This is a genomic window from Marinobacter persicus (assembly GCF_002934325.1).
Classification (GTDB): Bacteria; Pseudomonadota; Gammaproteobacteria; order Pseudomonadales; family Oleiphilaceae; genus Marinobacter; species Marinobacter persicus_A.
This window is the reverse complement of sequence record NZ_PTIV01000003.1, coordinates 179,585-196,219: the sequence shown is the minus strand read 5'-3', so window position 1 is coordinate 196,219 and position 16,635 is coordinate 179,585. Positions and strand designations below refer to the sequence as shown.

The 16,635-nt window shown below is 60.2% G+C and carries 18 protein-coding genes; 8 read left to right on the top strand and 10 right to left on the bottom strand.

What is annotated here, in order from left to right; all coding sequences use genetic code 11:
- Window positions 1–162 precede the first annotated feature (162 nt).
- Together BY454_RS03200 and BY454_RS03195 are read right to left on the bottom strand one after the other, a co-directional pair.
- Window positions 163–948: a spermidine synthase gene (locus tag BY454_RS03200; protein WP_104415188.1), complete on the bottom strand. Its 786-nt coding sequence runs from the start codon at window positions 946–948 to the stop codon at window positions 163–165.
- Window positions 948–1,658: a lytic transglycosylase domain-containing protein gene (locus BY454_RS03195; protein WP_104415187.1), complete on the bottom strand. Its 711-nt coding sequence runs from the start codon at window positions 1,656–1,658 to the stop codon at window positions 948–950. Before BY454_RS03195 ends, BY454_RS03200 begins: the two co-directional genes overlap by 1 nt.
- 69 nt (window positions 1,659–1,727) lie before the next feature.
- Here BY454_RS03195 and BY454_RS03190 point away from each other — a divergent pair, with 69 nt between their 5' ends.
- The 4 genes from BY454_RS03190 to ligD all read left to right on the top strand — a co-directional run bounded on the left by BY454_RS03190 (window position 1,728) and on the right by ligD (window position 4,002).
- Entirely contained in the window at window positions 1,728–1,967 is a 240-nt protein-coding gene (locus BY454_RS03190; protein WP_104415186.1) for a TIGR02647 family protein, read from the top strand.
- 97 nt (window positions 1,968–2,064) lie between these two features.
- On the top strand, window positions 2,065–2,520 hold the full coding sequence (locus tag BY454_RS03185; RefSeq protein ID WP_104415185.1) for a host attachment protein: 456 nt from the start codon (window positions 2,065–2,067) through the stop codon (window positions 2,518–2,520).
- A 23-nt stretch (window positions 2,521–2,543) separates the two neighbouring features.
- Window positions 2,544–3,131, top strand: a complete 588-nt coding sequence (locus BY454_RS03180; RefSeq protein ID WP_104415184.1) for a DNA polymerase ligase N-terminal domain-containing protein — start codon at window positions 2,544–2,546, stop codon at window positions 3,129–3,131.
- Complete coding sequence (gene ligD / locus BY454_RS03175) at window positions 3,121–4,002, top strand: non-homologous end-joining DNA ligase (protein WP_104415183.1); 882 nt, start codon at window positions 3,121–3,123, stop codon at window positions 4,000–4,002. The genes BY454_RS03180 and ligD overlap by 11 nt, the downstream gene beginning before the upstream one ends.
- Window positions 4,003–4,004: 2 nt before the next feature.
- Here the strand turns inward: ligD and BY454_RS03170 are convergent, their stop codons facing one another.
- Genes BY454_RS03170 through BY454_RS03160 form a run of 3 tightly spaced genes read right to left on the bottom strand, consistent with a single transcriptional unit; the run spans window position 4,005 to window position 6,228 of the window.
- Entirely contained in the window at window positions 4,005–5,024 is a 1,020-nt protein-coding gene (locus BY454_RS03170; RefSeq protein WP_104415182.1) for an FAD-binding oxidoreductase, read from the bottom strand.
- Window positions 5,025–5,030: 6 nt separating this feature from the next.
- Entirely contained in the window at window positions 5,031–5,837 is an 807-nt protein-coding gene (locus BY454_RS03165) for a family 1 encapsulin nanocompartment shell protein (protein WP_104415181.1), read from the bottom strand.
- A 7-nt stretch (window positions 5,838–5,844) separates the two neighbouring features.
- Window positions 5,845–6,228, bottom strand: a complete 384-nt coding sequence (locus BY454_RS03160) for an encapsulin-associated ferritin-like protein (RefSeq protein WP_104415180.1) — start codon at window positions 6,226–6,228, stop codon at window positions 5,845–5,847.
- A gap of 160 nt (window positions 6,229–6,388) precedes the next feature.
- Here BY454_RS03160 and BY454_RS03155 point away from each other — a divergent pair, with 160 nt between their 5' ends.
- Window positions 6,389–6,754 carry a thiol-disulfide oxidoreductase DCC family protein gene (locus BY454_RS03155; RefSeq protein ID WP_104415206.1) on the top strand — a complete coding sequence of 122 codons (366 nt, stop codon included), beginning with the start codon at window positions 6,389–6,391 and terminating at the stop codon, window positions 6,752–6,754.
- A 36-nt stretch (window positions 6,755–6,790) separates the two neighbouring features.
- Here the strand turns inward: BY454_RS03155 and BY454_RS03150 are convergent, their stop codons facing one another.
- The 5 genes from BY454_RS03150 to BY454_RS03130 form a co-directional block, all read right to left on the bottom strand.
- Window positions 6,791–8,803: a CocE/NonD family hydrolase gene (locus tag BY454_RS03150; protein WP_104415179.1), complete on the bottom strand. Its 2,013-nt coding sequence runs from the start codon at window positions 8,801–8,803 to the stop codon at window positions 6,791–6,793.
- Window positions 8,804–8,817: 14 nt separating this feature from the next.
- Complete coding sequence (locus BY454_RS03145) at window positions 8,818–10,137, bottom strand: ATP-grasp domain-containing protein (protein ID WP_104415178.1); 1,320 nt, start codon at window positions 10,135–10,137, stop codon at window positions 8,818–8,820.
- 92 nt (window positions 10,138–10,229) lie between these two features.
- Window positions 10,230–10,406, bottom strand: coding sequence for a DUF1328 domain-containing protein (locus BY454_RS03140; protein WP_104415177.1), 177 nt, complete (start codon window positions 10,404–10,406; stop codon window positions 10,230–10,232).
- An 83-nt stretch (window positions 10,407–10,489) separates the two neighbouring features.
- A complete protein-coding gene (locus BY454_RS03135) occupies window positions 10,490–11,836 on the bottom strand; it encodes a dicarboxylate/amino acid:cation symporter (RefSeq protein WP_104415176.1) in 1,347 nt (448 codons plus the stop codon).
- Window positions 11,837–11,930: 94 nt separating this feature from the next.
- Window positions 11,931–12,626 carry a pseudouridine synthase gene (locus BY454_RS03130; protein WP_104415175.1) on the bottom strand — a complete coding sequence of 232 codons (696 nt, stop codon included), beginning with the start codon at window positions 12,624–12,626 and terminating at the stop codon, window positions 11,931–11,933.
- 91 nt (window positions 12,627–12,717) lie between these two features.
- Between BY454_RS03130 and BY454_RS03125 the strand changes: the two genes are divergently transcribed.
- The 3 genes from BY454_RS03125 (at window position 12,718) to BY454_RS03115 (ending at window position 16,625) form a co-directional block, all read left to right on the top strand.
- Complete coding sequence (locus BY454_RS03125) at window positions 12,718–13,452, top strand: TVP38/TMEM64 family protein (protein WP_104415174.1); 735 nt, start codon at window positions 12,718–12,720, stop codon at window positions 13,450–13,452.
- On the top strand, window positions 13,449–15,644 hold the full coding sequence (locus BY454_RS03120) for a hypothetical protein (RefSeq protein ID WP_104415173.1): 2,196 nt from the start codon (window positions 13,449–13,451) through the stop codon (window positions 15,642–15,644). The genes BY454_RS03125 and BY454_RS03120 overlap by 4 nt, the downstream gene beginning before the upstream one ends.
- A gap of 90 nt (window positions 15,645–15,734) precedes the next feature.
- Window positions 15,735–16,625, top strand: a complete 891-nt coding sequence (locus tag BY454_RS03115; RefSeq protein ID WP_104415172.1) for a DMT family transporter — start codon at window positions 15,735–15,737, stop codon at window positions 16,623–16,625.
- Window positions 16,626–16,635: the final 10 nt, after the last annotated feature.

Genomic DNA, 16,635 nt, shown 5'->3' with positions numbered 1-16,635 from the left:
TTCATCTTGAACACCTCTTGTTGTTTGCTATTGCACCTAATCCAATAGTGGCGCCTTGACGCCGATCTCAACAAGAGGTGTTCATCCCATCATCCATGTGCGCTTCTCTCAGGCCATCCCTGGCCTTCGAAATTTTTGGAAAGGCCTGCCCGCCCACTTGTTTCAGCTTTGGGCGTCGTCATCCCGTGCCAGCATGGATACCTTTTTCAACAGCTTCGGCCACCCCACCGGCAAACGCTTCTCCAGTTCCTTGCTCCGGTTTGAGGGCAGGGTCCATGGGTCAAACAGCTTTTTGCAGCCGTAAATCACCCAGTTGTTGGTTTTGCTCTTGAACACCAGCAGCACCGGGAACTGGCGCCTGAGTTCCCGGAACAGGTTGCCATCGCGCTCGGGCATGCGGTGGTAGTTCAGGGCCAGCCAGCCGGTATCCGACAGGGCGCGGCTGCAGGCCTTGATGAACTGGCGCTGGGCCTGCGCGGGGCTCATTCGGTCTGCCGTGTACAGGTCGGTGAGGATCATGTCGGTGCTGGCGGGCGGGAGTTCTTCCACCGCAAGGCGGGCATCGCCTACCGTTACGTTCAGGCGCTCCGAAAGCGGCAGTGAAAACCAGTCCCGGGCAATCTCCACCACCTTCTCCCGCAACTCGAATACCTCAATACGGCTTTCCGGCAGCAGCTTGTGCAGGCCGTGCGACAGTGCGCCACCGCCGAGCCCCAGGACGGTCACCCGGGCCGGCTCCTGCCAGACAATGGGCATTAGCATGGCGCGGTTGTATTCGTGCACCGGCAGGTGCGGGGCGGTACGCAGGATCTTGCTCTGCTCAAACACGGAATCAAAGCTCAGTATCCGATGTTTGCGATCGTCGATGACCAGAATGTTGCCCAGCTTATCGCGAGCCACGTGCACTATGTCGCCCTTGATAGCCGGGCGGTTGATGATGGTGCCCATCAGTTGGCGGCGTAGCGCTGGTGCAGGATGCCAACGCGGTTCACGTAGGCCTTGGTTTCGGCGTAGGGCGGTACGCCCTTGTAGCGGCTGACCGCGCCGGGGCCTGCATTATAGGCGGCGGTGGCCAGGCGGATATCGCCATCGAAGCGTTGCAGCATCTGCGACAGGTAATGGGCGCCGCCCCGGATATTTTCGCTGACTTCAAAGGGTTTGCTCACGCCGAGGTCCTTTGCGGTTTCGGGCATCAGCTGCATGAGCCCCTGCGCGCCTACTGGTGATACAGCGTCCGGATTGAAGGCGGATTCGGCATGGATGACGGCCCGAACCAGCGCCGGGTCGACATCAAACTCTCTTGCGGCGCTTGTGATTTCGTTGCGGTAGCTGCTGGTAAACAAAGGGGTGTTATGCCAGTCCACGGTCGAATTTGGGTCACAGGCGTAACAGTGAAAACGGATGACGTCGAACTCCCGGGTTTCGGGGCGTTGGTTGCTGTAGGAAACCACGCCGTGCCGGTCTTTATAGCGGTATACGGTTTCGTTTCGGGTAGAAGCGCGCGCGGGGTTCTTGCTCTTGATGTTGGTGTACTCGATCCGGCCGTCAGGATGTTCGATTCGCCGGATTTCGTCAGCCGTCAGTGTGCCGCTGCAGGCGAGTAGGGCCGCCATCGCAGCCGTGGCGCCCAGGCATTTGAAAAGAGTTGTGCGCGTCATGATTCAGGAGGCTTTCGGATTCCGGTACATGGTGTAGACTGCAGTCAAACCTATCGTCAGGAGTGTGCCATGCCTTTCTCACCAAATCATCTCGCTGAACTCAATTTGTTGCTCCAGTTCCCATCTACCTCCACCCAGGAGGGCATCAAGGTACATTCGCACTCGGCTGCACCAGAAACGGTCCAGGCTGCGCAGACGCTCTATTCCAAGGGGCTGATCAGTCAAAGTGATGGTGGCTATCTGACGCCGCTGGGCTGTGAGGCCGTGGAGCTGACCCAAAAACTGCAGTCCCTGGTGGCCGGCGAATAGAGGCCACCCGATGCCCCCCCCGTGTTTTGCTTTTGACGCATGGTAAAGGACTGCTATCGTGAAAAGGTGAAGCCTGAGAAAACACGGAGGGCAATCTATGACAAGAAGCGATGAGGATCCGCTGGCTCCCAAGCGGTTGTATGTTCTGGTGGCGGACAGCGCCATGGCCCGGTTTTTCAAGGCAAAAACCCCCGTCAGAAGCATCGAGGAAATTCTGGACCATCCCCATAGGGAGGGCCGACAGAAAAACTCCGAAATTTATACCGACCGCCCCGGTAGCAACCATGGCGGGGCAGGTGGTTACCAGACTTATGATCGCGAAACGGACGAAGATCCGGAAAATGCGCGCTTCGCCAGGGAGTTGGGGGAATACCTCAACAAAGCCCGCCATAAAGGTCGGTTCGATAACCTGATACTGGTGGCACCACCCAAGTTTCTGGGGGTATTGCGCAACCACCTCAGCAAGGAATGCCTGAGTGCCGTAATGAAGACCATCGACAAGGATCTTGTTCGCGAGGATGCGGCAGCAATTACCCGGCATCTGAGCGTCTAGCCCGCCAATGCAGGTAAGAGCCCATGAGCAAGAAGCTTTCCGAATACACGAAAAAACGGGATTTTCGTAAAACCGGAGAGCCTTCAGGAAAGGCGGCCGGTGACCACAACCGGCCGCTGTTTGTTATCCAGAAGCACGACGCCAGCACCCTTCACTATGATTTCCGCTTGAGTATTGGCGGTGTGCTCAAATCCTGGGCGGTGCCCAAGGGGCCGTCCACTGCGGCTGGCGAAAAGCGCCTGGCCGTCCGGACTGAAGACCATCCGCTTGATTATGCCGATTTTGAAGGCGTCATACCCGAAGACCAGTATGGCGGTGGCGTGGTCATGGTCTGGGACCGGGGCACGTTTTCCCCGCTGGAGGATGACGGCGATAAAGACGCCATGGCCCGACAGCTCAAGGACGGCAAGTTGACCTTCTGCCTGAAGGGCGAAAAGCTGCAGGGCGGCTATTCACTGGTGCGGATGAACACCGAGGACGACAACGAGAACTGGTTGTTGATCAAGATGGATGACGACAAGGCCGACGCCCGGCGCAACCCCGTATCCACCGAGCCGGACTCTGTACTCAGTGGCCGGTCCCTCAAGGACATTGCCAGGGATGACGAATAACGCCGATATCGACATCAGCCATCCGGATAAGCGGATTTTCCCGGCCGACAAGCTGACCAAACAGCACGTGGTGGATTACTACCGGAAAATTGCGCCCACCATTCTACCTCACCTCAAAGACCGTCCGCTTACGCTGCGGTCGTTCCCGGACGGCATTGAACAGGACGGCTTTTTCCAGAAACGTGCCCCGGACCACTTCCCGGACTACATCAAACGCCTGGATGTACCCTTGCGCAGCGAGGCGGGGGAGAGCATCGAGATGGCGATCGCCGATAAAGAAAAGGACCTGGTGTACCTGGCCAACCAGAACGTGGTGGAGCTGCACCTGGCCTTGTCCACGGGCAAAGCCCTGGATTCTCCAGATCAGATGATCTTTGACCTGGACCCGTCCGATGACGATTTTGAGAAGGTTCGTGAGTTGGCCTTTGAGCTTGGTTCACTCCTGGAGGGGTACAAACTGCCCTGTTTTGTGAAAACTACCGGCTCACGTGGCGTCCATGTCCATGTGCCGCTTCGCCGCGATGCGGGTTTTGAGCGGGTGAAGCCCATCGCCCGACAACTGGCCGAGGAGTTGCTGGATAACTGCCCGACCATTGCCACGCTGGAGCACCGCAAGCAGAAGCGGGGCGACCGGGTGTTCATCGATTACCTGCGCAACGATTACGGGATGACAGCCATCGCGCCCTACAGCCTGCGGGCACTGAAAGGTGCGCCGGTGGCGACACCCATCTCCTGGGACGAGCTGGGTAGCCGGAATACCGGGCCGCAATCCTGGGGGCTGAAGAATATCTTCCGTCGGCTTGGTGCCAAAGAAGACCCCTGGGCCGGCTTCAACCGGCGCCGGGCCAGTCTGGCTCGCTTTGAACCGTAGCTTTAGCCGTAATTTTCGGTTTTCAGTCGGAAATCGCTTTTTTCCACTTCGCCAGTCACCGCGTCGATCATGCCAGAGTGGCCACAGGCGTAGACCAGCGTGTTATCGACGGTCAGACCCGCCGATGAGAGGTACTCTGCCACCAGGGTGTTCACCCGCCCGGTCTGGCCGGTCCAGCCCTCATTGGCGGCTTCGTCCGGCCGGCTGACGGTCGCGGTGTAGGTGATCAGGTCCGGATGTGCAGAAGCCATTGCCGCCAGTTCTTCCCGGTAGCCATGTTCACTCTGGTAACTGGCCCCGTGCATCACGTGGAAGTGATGGCCCTGGCTGCCTTTGTGAACATAGTCCCGCAGGATGCTGACAAAGGGGTTGATGCCGGTCACCGTGGCGACCATGAGGTGGTTGGGATAACGCTCATCAAACCGCAGGCCGCCCCGGGCTTTGCCCAGGACCAGGCGGTCGCCCTCTTTCACCTGGCTGAGTTGTTGCGACATCCGGCCGCCTGGCACCAGTTCGATAAAGAACTCCAGGAACGGCTCGTGGGGCGCCGAGACAAGGGAATAGGTACGCCGCACGCCCCCAAACTCCACCTTCACGGATTGTCCCGCCACGTAATCGAAGTCTTCGGGGCGGGCCACCTTGAGCACCAGAAGCTCGGGTGTGATGTCCCGGCGTTCAAGGATTTCGCCACCTTCACCACTGGTTGGTCCGGCCGGCTCAGTGTTGGCGGTGGACTCCTCCGAACTGTCGTCGGTAGTCTCGCCGGTACTCTCAACAGTACCGACGGGGTCAGAGGTGAATGGCGATGACGTGGGGGGCGGCGCACTGGCTCCGGGCTCATGGCGCGCCAGCCATTCGAGCATGCGCCGGGCCTGGCGGGGTTTGAGCTGGCCAATGCCAGCCAGGGTGGCGCGCAGGCTGTCGCTGCTGCACCCGGCCTGGCGCTGGCTCAGGGCGTCCTGCTCCGCCAGGCTGTGCTGTGCCCCCTGGCGGGCGCCGGAGAGGTCCGAATCGCTCGCCATACCGGATCACCCTTTCTTCTGCAGGGTACAAATGGCGCCAGGCTCTTCCACCCGTAGTACCAGGCTCTCGCTGGCAAACATCTGATGGTGAATGCCATCGTTGGAGGAGTAGCCGGTCATCAGGTCCTGGCCGATGATAATGCGGCCGGCCCGGGCGTCCACCAGTACTGCGCCTTCGATTTCGGCCTTGAATACGCCGACTTCGCACAGGCGCTTGAGGTGTTCCAGCTGCAGCATGTCGGTGCCTTCGTAGCGGCGGAACAGCTGGTTGTACCAGGATGGCGAGAGGGCCAGGGCGTAGGGGCCATGGAACCCGTTTTCATCCAGATGGTTGACGGCCTTCAGGACGTTTTCCAGGGCCTGTTCCACCTTGCTCCAGTCGCCACAGGTGACTTCGCTGCGGCCCTTGGCGGTCATTAGCCCTTCCAGACCGAAATCCGGCTGGCCGTAGTAGATGAATTCTTCCTCGCGGCGGGCGACCGCTTCGGCGGCGTCTTCCACTTCGCGCAGATCCAGGGGTTGGCCCATGGATTCGTAGCCTTCCACCCGACGGACGCTCAGCTCGAAGCCTTTGCGCAGCATGGGAATGGCGCTGGCCTGGCTTAGTACCGCACCGGCTTCGTCCGGCGCTGGTTGCCGGCAATAACCTTCATCGCCCACCTCGATGGCCGTCAGACCAACGCCATACGGGCCGTCAACTTCCAGAAAACGGCGGCCGGTAAGGATTTCCCGTGCGGCACCAACGGCCGCCTCGTCGATTCTTTCCCAGATGTCCTTGGAGAAAGAGGCATTTTCCCGATTGAGATAGCTCATAGCTTTACTAACCTTTCATTGAACCGATGGTGAATTTATTCAACGCCCTGGTCGGACCATTGGTTTCCGCCACTTCGCTCAGATTGGCGTCGTCTTCCTCGGCCTCAAGAATGGGCTTGTCGGTGTAGAGGTAGATGTCCATCTGCTTGGCGAAGTCCGCATCGTTGCGACGCAGCCACTCAAGCACCATGCAGGCGTGTTCAATCTCCTCCCGCATGTTGTGAAGCAGCAGTCCCTTGAGTTCTTCATCCGTGGTGGCATCGGCCCGCTGCTGATACCAGTCAACGGCTTCAAGTTCCTCCTGGACGGACACCAGGGCCCGGTGCCGGTCCCGGGTTTTGTCGGATAGCTGTTCGATCGGTTCGTGGTAACTGTCGCTTCCTCCTGCCATAGCATTCTCTCCAGAAAGTTGTGGTGAGTTCAGGATGAAAAAATCACTACTTACTGTAGGAGCTTATGACAGTACCGAGTGATTTCAAGGCGGCAGAGTGGTTTGCACTCCATATGCTAGGGTGAGGATAGTGATGACGTATATGACCGGGGAGGCTGTTATGGACATGCGGAAAGGGAGGCTGGTGGTTTTCTACGATGGCTCCTGCCCCTCGTGCATCAAGGATCGCGAACGCTACGAGAAGCTGGCGGGAGAAACTGGTGAGTCGGTCGAATGGCTGGACATCACCGGCAAGGATGAGCAACTGCGCGCCGAAGGCATTGATCCGGACAAGGCGTTGCGGGAGTTGCACGTGAAGGACGCGCAGGGGCGTATCCACAGCGAGATGGATGCGTACATTCTGCTGATGTCCCGGGTACCGGTGCTGAAGCCGCTTGCCTGGCTGATCGGCCTGCCGGTAATACGGCCCATGCTGGCGCGGATCTACCACTACATGGTCAACCGCCGGCTTGCGAAGTCTGGTTAGCGCAGTGTGGGCCGCAGTGGCGGGGCGTCCGCCCCGCTACACCAGTCTGCGGTTGATGGCCTGGTTCCAGTTCCGGGAGTAAACGCGCTTTTCACCCTCGTAGGCATCGAGCTCCGCGTTCAGGTAGAAATTATCCCGGTCACAGGTCAGCAGGGTCCGTGTGATCGTCCGTATGTGCCAGTTACCCCTCTGGAAGCCCCGCTTGGTGAGGGTTTCGCCACGTACGGAATCAAATTCATGGCCTTTATAGCTGTACCACTCGCTGACATCGTGCTCTACCGTTACGTCTGGATCCTCCAGGTATGACAGGCCGTTGTTGTTGATCACCTCCAGGGTGCCGGCGTCCTTGTCCAGTTCACGGATGACTCGCCAGTTATGTTGCCCTTCACGGATCTGGAATTTTCGCCCGCTTGGGGTCATCTCCGGTTCCGGCATTTTTAGATCCTCGCCACGGGGTACCCGTACCGGCAAGGTAAGCCGACATCCCTTGTTGTGAATGGTGAGTTGGGTGGATTCCGGGCTGGGCCAGGCCAGCGGGAAATAGGATGTTGATATGGCCACGTGAATTCGGTTGCCTTTGGGAAACTGCTGGGCAATGCCATTGAGTTGGACCCGGACCCGATAGCGGTGGCCCGGCTCCAGGGGCTTGGGCTCGGCATGACCGTCCCGGTGGGTCAGGTTAAGCAAACCATAGCTGACGCGAGTGGTCTTGTTGTCCGGCAGCATGTCGGACAGACGCACCGCGACCATGGCAACCGGCTTGGAAGCGGACAGTTCCAGTTCGATTACCGGCGCACCGAGGATTTCCAGGGGCTCTTCCAGTGGTTCCGTGGTAAACGTCAGTGCGCCGCCATCTTCTTCTCGCTGGTCATGGGGCAGGTCGGGGGTGTTGCTGTAGGAACACCATTTGCCGGCAAAGAAGCCATTGCTCAGGGGCGACTCCAGGGTCAGGGCCTTGTCTGGTACGTCTTCCGAGGGTTCCATCAGCCGGTAGGGCGCCAGCTTGTAGGTTTGCTCGCTCCTGTTGGCCGGCGGCCAGGTCTTTTCGCTGACCCAGCGCCCGTAGCGCTGATGGTAGGAGGTTGAGGGCGGCATACTGTCGAGCATCCACACCCGCAGCATGGGCTCGTCCATGATGCCGGTTTCCCGGTCTTTCAGCCATTTATCCCACCAGCGAAGGCACTCCTGCAAAAAGCCGATGGCTGGACCCGGCATGCCAATGTGCGGGTACTTGTGGCTCCAGGGACCGATCATCCCCATTCGTGGTCCGGGGAGGTGTTCCAGCAGGCGGAACACGGTATTGGAGTAGCCATCCGCCCAGCCACTGACCGCCATCACCGGTGTCTGGACTTTCGAGAAGTCCTCGCAGATGGAGCCGTGGCGCCAGTAGTCGTCCCGGTGCTGGTGTTTCAGCCAGGTGTCCAGCCACAGGCCACTGCCCTCCAGGCGCTGGAACCACATGTTGCGCCAGCTGTCCCCGACAATTTCCGGGTCGGGCGGCAGGGAGTTGAAGGCGAACATGGTGGAGGCCCACGAGAGGTTGTCACCCAGCAGGCAGCCGCCCATGTAGTGAACGTCATCCGCGTAGCGATCGTCGGTGGAACAGACACTGACCACGGCCTGGAGCTGGGGCGGTTGCATGGCAGCGATCTGCAGACCGTTAAAGCCACCCCAGGAAATGCCGATCATCCCGACCCGGCCATTGCACCACGGCTGTTCCTCAAGCCACTCAAGCACGGCGACACCGTCGTCCAGTTCCTGTTGCAGGTACTCGTCGGTCAACACGCCCTCGGAATCGCCGCTGCCCCGGATATCGACCCTTATGCAGGCATAACCGTGGCCGGCAAAGTAGGGATGCAGGGTGTCATCGCGCAATCGTGAGCCATCCCGTTTGCGGTAGGGGATGTATTCGAAGATGGCGGGCACTGGGTGGGTTTCCGCGCTCTCAGGTATCCAGATCCGTGCTGCAAGCCGGGTGCCGTCCGGCATGGGAATCCACCGGTGCTCAATATGATGTACGTTTTCTGGAAGCTCGTTGGCGCTTGTCATAGCCGGTATTCCTGTTATCTGGAGGATGGCTTGTCGTCCAAGGGTTCAAGTCGGATGTCCAGCGCCGCCTTCACGTCCTCATATTTCTGGCGCAGTGCTTTCTGGTTGTCCGCGCCAATGAACAGGGCCGCGAGTTCAAAGCTGTAGCTGTCCTGGTCTTCCAGTGTCGACAGCAACTTGCCGGGTTCCACGTAGAGCTCAATGTCCACGTCCTGGAACCGGCGGCGCACGGCTTCCAGCTCTTCGGGCGGGGGCACGTGGGTGACCCGGGCGTCCTCATACACCCGCCACATGAACTTCGCCGCCACCGGATACTTGCCCCGGCGGTGGGGGAAGTGGGGGTCCCGGCCAAGGGCGGTCTCCACCATGATCCTGTGGTTGGCTTCGCCGTCCACTTTCTGGAACAGGGGCGAGTGAGACTTGGAGATGCGGGTGTTGACCTCCAGCAGCCGGATGCTGTCCTGGCTCTGGTTCCAGTAGAACTCGATATTGAACGGGCCGTTGTCATACTCGATGTGATGAAGGAAGCGCTCGGTCACCGAGAGCATTTGTTTCTGGACTCGCCGTGGAAACGTGGACGGGTACTGGAAGCGTGCAAAGCTGGACCGGTGCTTGCCCGCGCGAACGGAGTCAATGATGCCATGCACGGTGACCTCCCCATTGAGAACGTAGCCTTCAAGGGTGCATTGCCGACCGCTGGAGATGATGCTTTCGGCAATGCAATGGTTGCCGTCCACCGAGGCAACCTCGTCAGGCAGGTGGGCGTGCTGGAGCACATCGTTGAACGGGCTGCCGTAGCGATGGACCGCCTTGCGTATCCGTTCGATGGCGTGTTCAAGCTCGGAATCGTTTTTAACCTTGAAGGCCAGGAAGGAAGACGCGCCCTTGATCGGTTTGATCCAGAAGGGATAGTCCAGGGAGATCTGATCCCGGTAATCGTCCCGGAACGGGTCCACGGCGCAAAAGTCCGGAATGTACTCCGGTACCACCTTGTTCTGCTCCACGCGGCTCCAGTACTTGTGTTCGCACTTGAGCGTTGCTTCCAGGCTGGGAGAAGGCAGGTTATAGGGAGCCCGGAGCAGGGGCAGCAGGGTGCTTATGGGGAAGTCCCAGTAGCCCACGATGGCATCGACGGAATCGGTGAAATTATCGAGTTTATCCAGGGCTTGCTGGTACAGCCTTTCGACCTCGATCTGCAAGCCCTGTTCACGAATGTACGCGTAATCGAACAGGGGGTGCAGGCTGTACTCATAACCGGTCTCCAGGGCCTGAATCAGATTCAGGTTGAAGTCGTCTGCTCCAAAAACAAAGACATTTGCCTTCGTAGAAACCATGACATCACCGCCGTTTCATATCGTTTGCACTTACGTACAGGGATAGACACCCGGCGGCGACATTGTCAACGCCGCCAGGCCTGCTCAGGGCCTCATGGTTTGGGGCCCCGGCCACGGAAGATGCTGCTGACCACGGAGATGACCAGAAGTACCAGAAAAATGAAGAAGAGAATCTGGGCGATGCCGGTGGCGGCACCGGCAATACCCCCGAAGCCCAGAACGCCGGCGATCAGTGCGATGATGAGGCATATGACAATCCAGTAGAGCATGTCGGGTCCTCCTTTTGGCGGCTTTCTTCAAATTTAGCACATGGCTAAAAGCTGGATGTCGTTTTACTCCTTGGGTTTATTCTTTACGCCTCGGCGGAAGCAGGCTCCTGAGGTAACCGGCGCCCCGACCAGTTCTCCATCAGCCGGCAGGTGACCAGGTCGCCGGTGACGTTGATGGCCGTGCGGCACATGTCCAGGATCCGGTCCACGCCCATGATCAGCGCGATGCCGCTTGGCGGCACGCCGACGGTTTGTAGCACCATCGCCAGGATAACGATGCCCACCCCGGGCGTGGCGGGTGAGCCGATGGAGGCACCCACCGCCATCGCCACCACCAGCGCCATGCTGCCCAGCCCCAGATCAATGCCATAGACCTGAGCCAGGAAAATGGTCGCCACCGCCTGGTACAGGGCGGTGCCGTTCATGTTGATGGTGGCGCCCAGGGGGATAACGAACTGGGAAACCGAGGGCCGGACCCCGAGCTTGTCCTCGGCGGTTCGGATCGACAGGGGCATGACCGCTGCCGAACTGGAGGTGGAAAACGCCAGTAACAACACATCCCGGGTGTTGCGAAGAAAACGCAGGGGTGGCTCCCCCGCCAGTAGTTTCAGGATCAGCAGGTAGAATCCCAGCAGTACCAGTAACCCGGCCAGCACGGTCACCACGTAGGACGCCATGCCCAGCATGGCCATGAAGCCGATAGTGGTGGTCAGTTGCGCCATCAGGCCGAACACCGCGATGGGGGCCAGGCGCATGGCCCAGCGCACGACCGTCATGCAGATCTGCTGCAGGGAATCGAGCAGGTCGAGCATGGGGCGGGATTTCTCCGGGGCCATGCTGACCAGCGCCACACCCACGATGATTGAGAAAATCACCACCTGCAGCATCTGGCCTTCCACCATGGCATCCAGCGGGTTGCCGGGCAGCAGGCCAATCAGGGTCTGGGGCAGTTCGTTGACGTTGGGTATCGTGGCGGCCGCTGTCTGGGCATCGTCGGCGGGGGGCGGCGTCACCAGCCCTTTCATCATGCTGCCGGGATTCATCAGCCCGCCGACCCAGAGACCAATGGCGGCGGCAATGGCGGTGGTGATCACAAAAAAGGTGGTTACCCGCAGGCCGAGTTTGCGTAACTGCTCCAGGTTTTCACTGGCGGCCAGCCCCCGCACCACCGAGGCAATCACCAGCGGGATCACGATCATCTGGATGGTGGCCAGGAACAACTGGCCGGGGAAGGCCAGCCAGTTACCGATCAAGGTGCCGGTGGCGGGCTCCACCAGCCCCACCGAGGGCCCCAGCAGCGTGCCGACAACCAGCCCCAGGAACATGCCCACCAGTACCTTTAGCCAAAGCCGGCCCTGCACCAGGCCGGACAGGTAAACGCTGAGGTGGCGCAGTGGGCGCGGGTAGTAGCCGCCGGTGTCGTTGGCCATGACCTGAAACCATCCCTGTCGTGATTAATAGTTAGTGATTAAGCGAAAGACATCCTGCATAGCATAGCTCATTGCCCGCCGTGTTTTGGGTGGCCTATTGCACGGAGTCAATCTCTTCTCGGGTCAGGCTCCGATAGTCGCCGGGGGGCAGGTTGTCGTCCAGTGCTATCCCGCCCATGCGTTCCCGGTGCAGGGTTGTAACACGGTTGCCCACGGCGTGGAACATGCGTTTGATCTGGTGGTACCGACCCTCGTAGATGGTCACCCGTGCTTCCCGTTCGCCCATGAGCTCAATCTGGGCCGGTGAAGTGGTCAGGCCCTCGAACTCGAACCAGATACCCTGGGCAAACTGAGCTTCGGTCTCGGGGCTGATAGGGTGCGCCGTGGTTACCCGGTATACCTTGGGTATCTTGACCACCGGTTCGGTGAGTTTTCGTGACCAGTGACCATTGCTGGTGAGGATGAGCAACCCGGTGCTGCTGCGGTCCAGACGCCCGGCGATGTGAAGGTGCCAGCGTAACTCCGGGGCAATCAACTCAAGGACGGTCTGGTGGATGTCATCCACCGTGGCGCTCAGGTACCCGGCCGGCTTGTTGAGCATCAGGTAGCGTTCTGCCTCGCCCGCCTGAATGATCTCGCCATCAAGCCTTACGGTTGAAAACCGATCCACCTCCTGCGCGGGTGTTCGACAGACCCTGTCATTAACGCGGACCCGGCCCGATGCAATCAACGCGTTGGCCTGTTTACGGCTGACACCATTCCGGTTACTGAGAATTCGGGAAAGCTTCATCGAGCGGGACACTGGGCTATGTTGAGTGTTAACAGGGACATGATACCGCAATGTTTTGAGCCATCACGTGTTAACACGTTAGGGTTGGGCTATGAATCGCTGGAAGAAATCCCCCATTCTCTGGATGGGTGGCAGTATCGCAGGCGTTGGGCTGATCGTTGGCCTGCTGTACGCCTTTGGTGTGCATCAGCAGGTGGTGGAGCTGCTGCGCTGGTTTGATACCCAGGGCCTCTGGGCGGCCGTGATGTTCGTGGGCATTATGGTGCTGGCCATGGTGTTGCTGTTACCGGGCGTGCTGCTGACCACCGGCGCCGGATTTGTTTTCGGCCTGCTTGAGGGCACCATTTACGTGGTGGTCGGCACTACCATCGGTTCGGCTATTGCGTTTCTGATCGCCCGATATTTTTTAGGCGATTACGCCAGTGTCTACCTCCGGGGTCGGGCGCGGTTGTCGATGGTCAGCAATGAAATGGCGCCCCACGGTTGGAAAATCGTGCTGTTGACCCGTCTAATTCCGTTTTTTCCCGGAAAACTATCGAATTTTCTGTTCGGTCTCACCAACTTCTCGTTTAGCGGCTTTGTGCTTGGTACGTTCTTTGGCGTTATCCCGTTTTCACTGCATAACGTCTATCTGGGCTCCCTGGCGGCAGATCTTTCCACCATCGGGGTGCGTGAAACCGCCCGTACACCCCTGGAATGGGCCATCTACGGGGCCGGGTTTATTGGCACTGTGCTGGCGGTGATGTTTCTGAATCGTCTGGCACGTCGGGCCCTGGCCCGCTACAAGGTCGAGACCGAACCAACTGAAGAGGAGGCAAATCAATGAACTGGCTCCCCTGGCGGTATCTGGTCAAGCGTGCTGCCAAGCGGCATGGTTTCCTGGATCCTATTGCCTTGTTGGGCAAGCTGCAAAACTTTGCCCAGCCGTCGGAAGTGGGTGAACCCATTGAGCTGTTGCGGGCCGGGGTGGTTTTCCACGCCCGGGGGCTGATCAACAGCCGGGTCATCCAGCACAACCTGGACTGGGTCTGGCCCTACTGGGTCGAGCGTCAGTTTGATCCGGAAGATCCGGCATTCATTCCCCGGGCCTTTTCCATTACCCACATCAACCTCAGCAACCGCAACTGGACGGCCGTGGGTCATCCCGACCTGGATGAACTCCCGATTGTGGATCCCCGGGGCCTGCTGACGCCCTGGTACGATGGCTGGTCGCTGGATGGCTGGGTACTGGCGGACGATGGCCGCTGTCTGCTGCCCTCCCGTTGTGAATCAAGCCAGCAGACCTATGAGCTGGACGAGGGTGTCTGTGTGGTGACGGAATCGTCCAGTGACGGCCTCTCGCTCACCAGCCGCTCCCGGGTGGTGGTGGAAAACGGCAAACCCTATTGCCAGATGGTGCTGCAGGCCCGCTCGGACGTGGCTGGTTCGCTGGTGTTGTCGCTTCGCCCCGCCAACCCGGAGGGTATCAGCCTGATTAACCGGGTCACGCTGAATGCCGACCGGGATCACTGGGTGGTGGACGGCAAACCGGCGGTGACCTTCAGCCGGCCGGCCGAACACCATCACGTATCGGACTACCAACGGGGCGATGTCCGGATTCATCTGCAGGACATGGATGACCAGTCCGAAGGCACCTGTGATGTGGGTATGGTGACCGCCGCCGCGCTGTTCCCGCTCAAGGCCGATAAAGTATCTGAGCTGACCGTCATGGTACCCCTGTCCGATGAGGGTGCCCCGGAGCTTTCCCCGGGCGACTGGGGGGCGGCCTTGCAGGGCCACGCCCGGCTCGAATGCCCGGATGAAGACTGGCAGTTCCTCTACGACGCTGCCATTCGCTCCCTGGTATTGCACTCGCCAGACGACGTCTATCCCGGGCCCTACACCTACAAGCGCTTCTGGTTCCGGGATGCGGCTTTCATTATTCATGCCCTGTTGTGCGCCGGCCTGACCGGCCGGGCCGAGAAAGCCCTGAACCAGTTCCCTGGCCGGCAGCTCAAGAATGGCTATTTCCGTTCCCAGGAAGGGGAGTGGGACGCCAATGGCGAGGTACTCTGGATTCTCAGGCGCTATCACGAGCTGACCGGGACCCGGCTGCCGCCCGAGTGGCACGGGGCTGTGAAAAAAGGCGCACGCTGGATCCAGAAAAAACGCCTGAGCGACACTCTGGGCAAGCCCCACGCCGGCCTGCTGCCAGCGGGCTTCAGTGCCGAGCACCTGGGGCCCAACGATTACTACTACTGGGACGACTTCTGGGGCATTGCCGGGCTGCAGGCGGCCTCGGATCTGTTCCGGCCACTGGATCATGAAACCAGTGGTATTTTTGCCGCCGGGGCGAAGGAATTCACCCAGACCGTGGACCGCAGCCTGGCCACCTGCGAGCAGCGCCTGAAGCGCCCGGCCATGCCGGCCTCGCCCTATCGTCGCCTGGATGCCGGGGCCATTGGCTCCCTGGCCATGGGCTACCCGACGCAACTGTGTGCCCCGGACGATTCCCGGCTGCTGGATTGCGCCGAATTCCTGATGGAGCGTTGCTTCGTCAAAGGTGCGTTCTATCAGGACATGATTCACTCGGGGCTGAATGCGTATCTCACCCTGCACGTGGCCCAGGTGCTGTTGCGGGCCGGAGATCCGCGTTTCCTGGACCTGGTGGATGCAGTCGCACGGCTGGCGTCCGCCACCGGCCAGTGGCCGGAGGCCATTCACCCGGCCACCGGGGGCGGCTGTATGGGCGATGGTCACCATGTGTGGGCTTCCGCCGAGTGGGTGCTGATGGTGCGCAACTGCTTTGTGCGGGAAGAGGGCAATCGCTTGATCCTGTGCGCCGGCCTGCCACCGCGCTGGCTGGAGCAGGAAAATCCGATTCGGTTTGGCCCGGCGCCCACCAGTTTCGGGACCCTTTCCATCACCGTCCAGCCTCGGCCGGGCCAGGAGCCCGAGGTAACCTGGGAGGCGGACTGGCACGAGAAGGAACCCGAGATTGAGGTGAGACTGCCGACCGGGGCGGCCCCGGGCCAGTAAGCGGTCATCCGCCCACGGGGAATCTGCTTTGTTCGGCTGCTAACTTTTGGAGTAAGCTTGCGGGCAGATTCCCCAACCGGTAGCCCTTCGATGCATTCATGGTTCTATTCCTTTTTCATCCCCGCCCTGTTTGTCTGGCTGTGGAGCACCGGCTTCATTGGCGCCAAATACGGGCTGCCGTTTGCGGAACCGTTCACCCTGCTTCTGCTTCGCATGCTGATAACGCTGGCGTTGCTGGCTGGCCTTGCCTGGTTCCTGAAAGCCCGCTGGCCGGGCTGGCGCGGGGCCGGTCACCTGGCGATCACCGGCCTGCTGGTGCACGGCTGCTACCTGGGCGCGGTGTATTACGCCATTGATGAAGGCATGGCAGCGGGGATTGTGTCCCTGATTGTCGGGCTGCAGCCGCTGGTGACCTCGGGCGTGGCGGTGCTGGTGCTGAAGGAGTCAGTCAGCGGGCGCCAGTGGCTGGGCCTGGCCCTGGGCTTTGTGGGCGTGGCCCTGGTGCTGTTGGAGAAATTCGGCACCGATGCGCCCTCCGGCTCGGGCATGACGCTGTGGAGTCTGCTGTGGGCCCTGCTCGCGCTGGCGGGTATCTCCCTGGGAACGGTCTACCAGAAGCGCCATGGCACGGGTGCAGACCTGGTATCCGGCACCCTGATCCAGTATGCCGCTGCTGCCACGTTGTTTGCCGTGGGCGCCTTCGCCCTGGAATCCCGGGAGGTTGAATGGAGCCTGCAGTTGCAGCTGTCGATGGCCTGGTTGGTGCTGGGGGTGTCGGTTAGTGCGATTCTGCTGTTGATGTGGCTGATCCGCCAGGGGGCTGCTTCCCAGGTGGCCAGTCTGTTTTACCTGGTGCCACCGGTCACGGCGACGCAGGCCTATCTTCTGTTTGATGAACGGCTGGGCGGGCTTGCCATGGTCGGCGGCATTGTCGCGATTACGGGTGTCGCGCTGGTGGTTGTCCGCAAGAAACCCGCCTAGGCTTTTGAGT

Coding starts and splice junctions, on each gene's coding strand:
- BY454_RS03200 (WP_104415188.1), bottom strand. CDS start 948: ATGGGCACCATCATCAACCGCCCGGCTATCAAGGGCGACATAGTGCAC.
- BY454_RS03195 (WP_104415187.1), bottom strand. CDS start 1,658: ATGACGCGCACAACTCTTTTCAAATGCCTGGGCGCCACGGCTGCGATG.
- BY454_RS03190 (WP_104415186.1), top strand. CDS start 1,728: ATGCCTTTCTCACCAAATCATCTCGCTGAACTCAATTTGTTGCTCCAG.
- BY454_RS03185 (WP_104415185.1), top strand. CDS start 2,065: ATGACAAGAAGCGATGAGGATCCGCTGGCTCCCAAGCGGTTGTATGTT.
- BY454_RS03180 (WP_104415184.1), top strand. CDS start 2,544: ATGAGCAAGAAGCTTTCCGAATACACGAAAAAACGGGATTTTCGTAAA.
- ligD (WP_104415183.1), top strand. CDS start 3,121: ATGACGAATAACGCCGATATCGACATCAGCCATCCGGATAAGCGGATT.
- BY454_RS03170 (WP_104415182.1), bottom strand. CDS start 5,024: ATGGCGAGCGATTCGGACCTCTCCGGCGCCCGCCAGGGGGCACAGCAC.
- BY454_RS03165 (WP_104415181.1), bottom strand. CDS start 5,837: ATGAGCTATCTCAATCGGGAAAATGCCTCTTTCTCCAAGGACATCTGG.
- BY454_RS03160 (WP_104415180.1), bottom strand. CDS start 6,228: ATGGCAGGAGGAAGCGACAGTTACCACGAACCGATCGAACAGCTATCC.
- BY454_RS03155 (WP_104415206.1), top strand. CDS start 6,389: ATGGACATGCGGAAAGGGAGGCTGGTGGTTTTCTACGATGGCTCCTGC.
- BY454_RS03150 (WP_104415179.1), bottom strand. CDS start 8,803: ATGACAAGCGCCAACGAGCTTCCAGAAAACGTACATCATATTGAGCAC.
- BY454_RS03145 (WP_104415178.1), bottom strand. CDS start 10,137: ATGGTTTCTACGAAGGCAAATGTCTTTGTTTTTGGAGCAGACGACTTC.
- BY454_RS03140 (WP_104415177.1), bottom strand. CDS start 10,406: ATGCTCTACTGGATTGTCATATGCCTCATCATCGCACTGATCGCCGGC.
- BY454_RS03135 (WP_104415176.1), bottom strand. CDS start 11,836: ATGGCCAACGACACCGGCGGCTACTACCCGCGCCCACTGCGCCACCTC.
- BY454_RS03130 (WP_104415175.1), bottom strand. CDS start 12,626: ATGAAGCTTTCCCGAATTCTCAGTAACCGGAATGGTGTCAGCCGTAAA.
- BY454_RS03125 (WP_104415174.1), top strand. CDS start 12,718: ATGAATCGCTGGAAGAAATCCCCCATTCTCTGGATGGGTGGCAGTATC.
- BY454_RS03120 (WP_104415173.1), top strand. CDS start 13,449: ATGAACTGGCTCCCCTGGCGGTATCTGGTCAAGCGTGCTGCCAAGCGG.
- BY454_RS03115 (WP_104415172.1), top strand. CDS start 15,735: ATGCATTCATGGTTCTATTCCTTTTTCATCCCCGCCCTGTTTGTCTGG.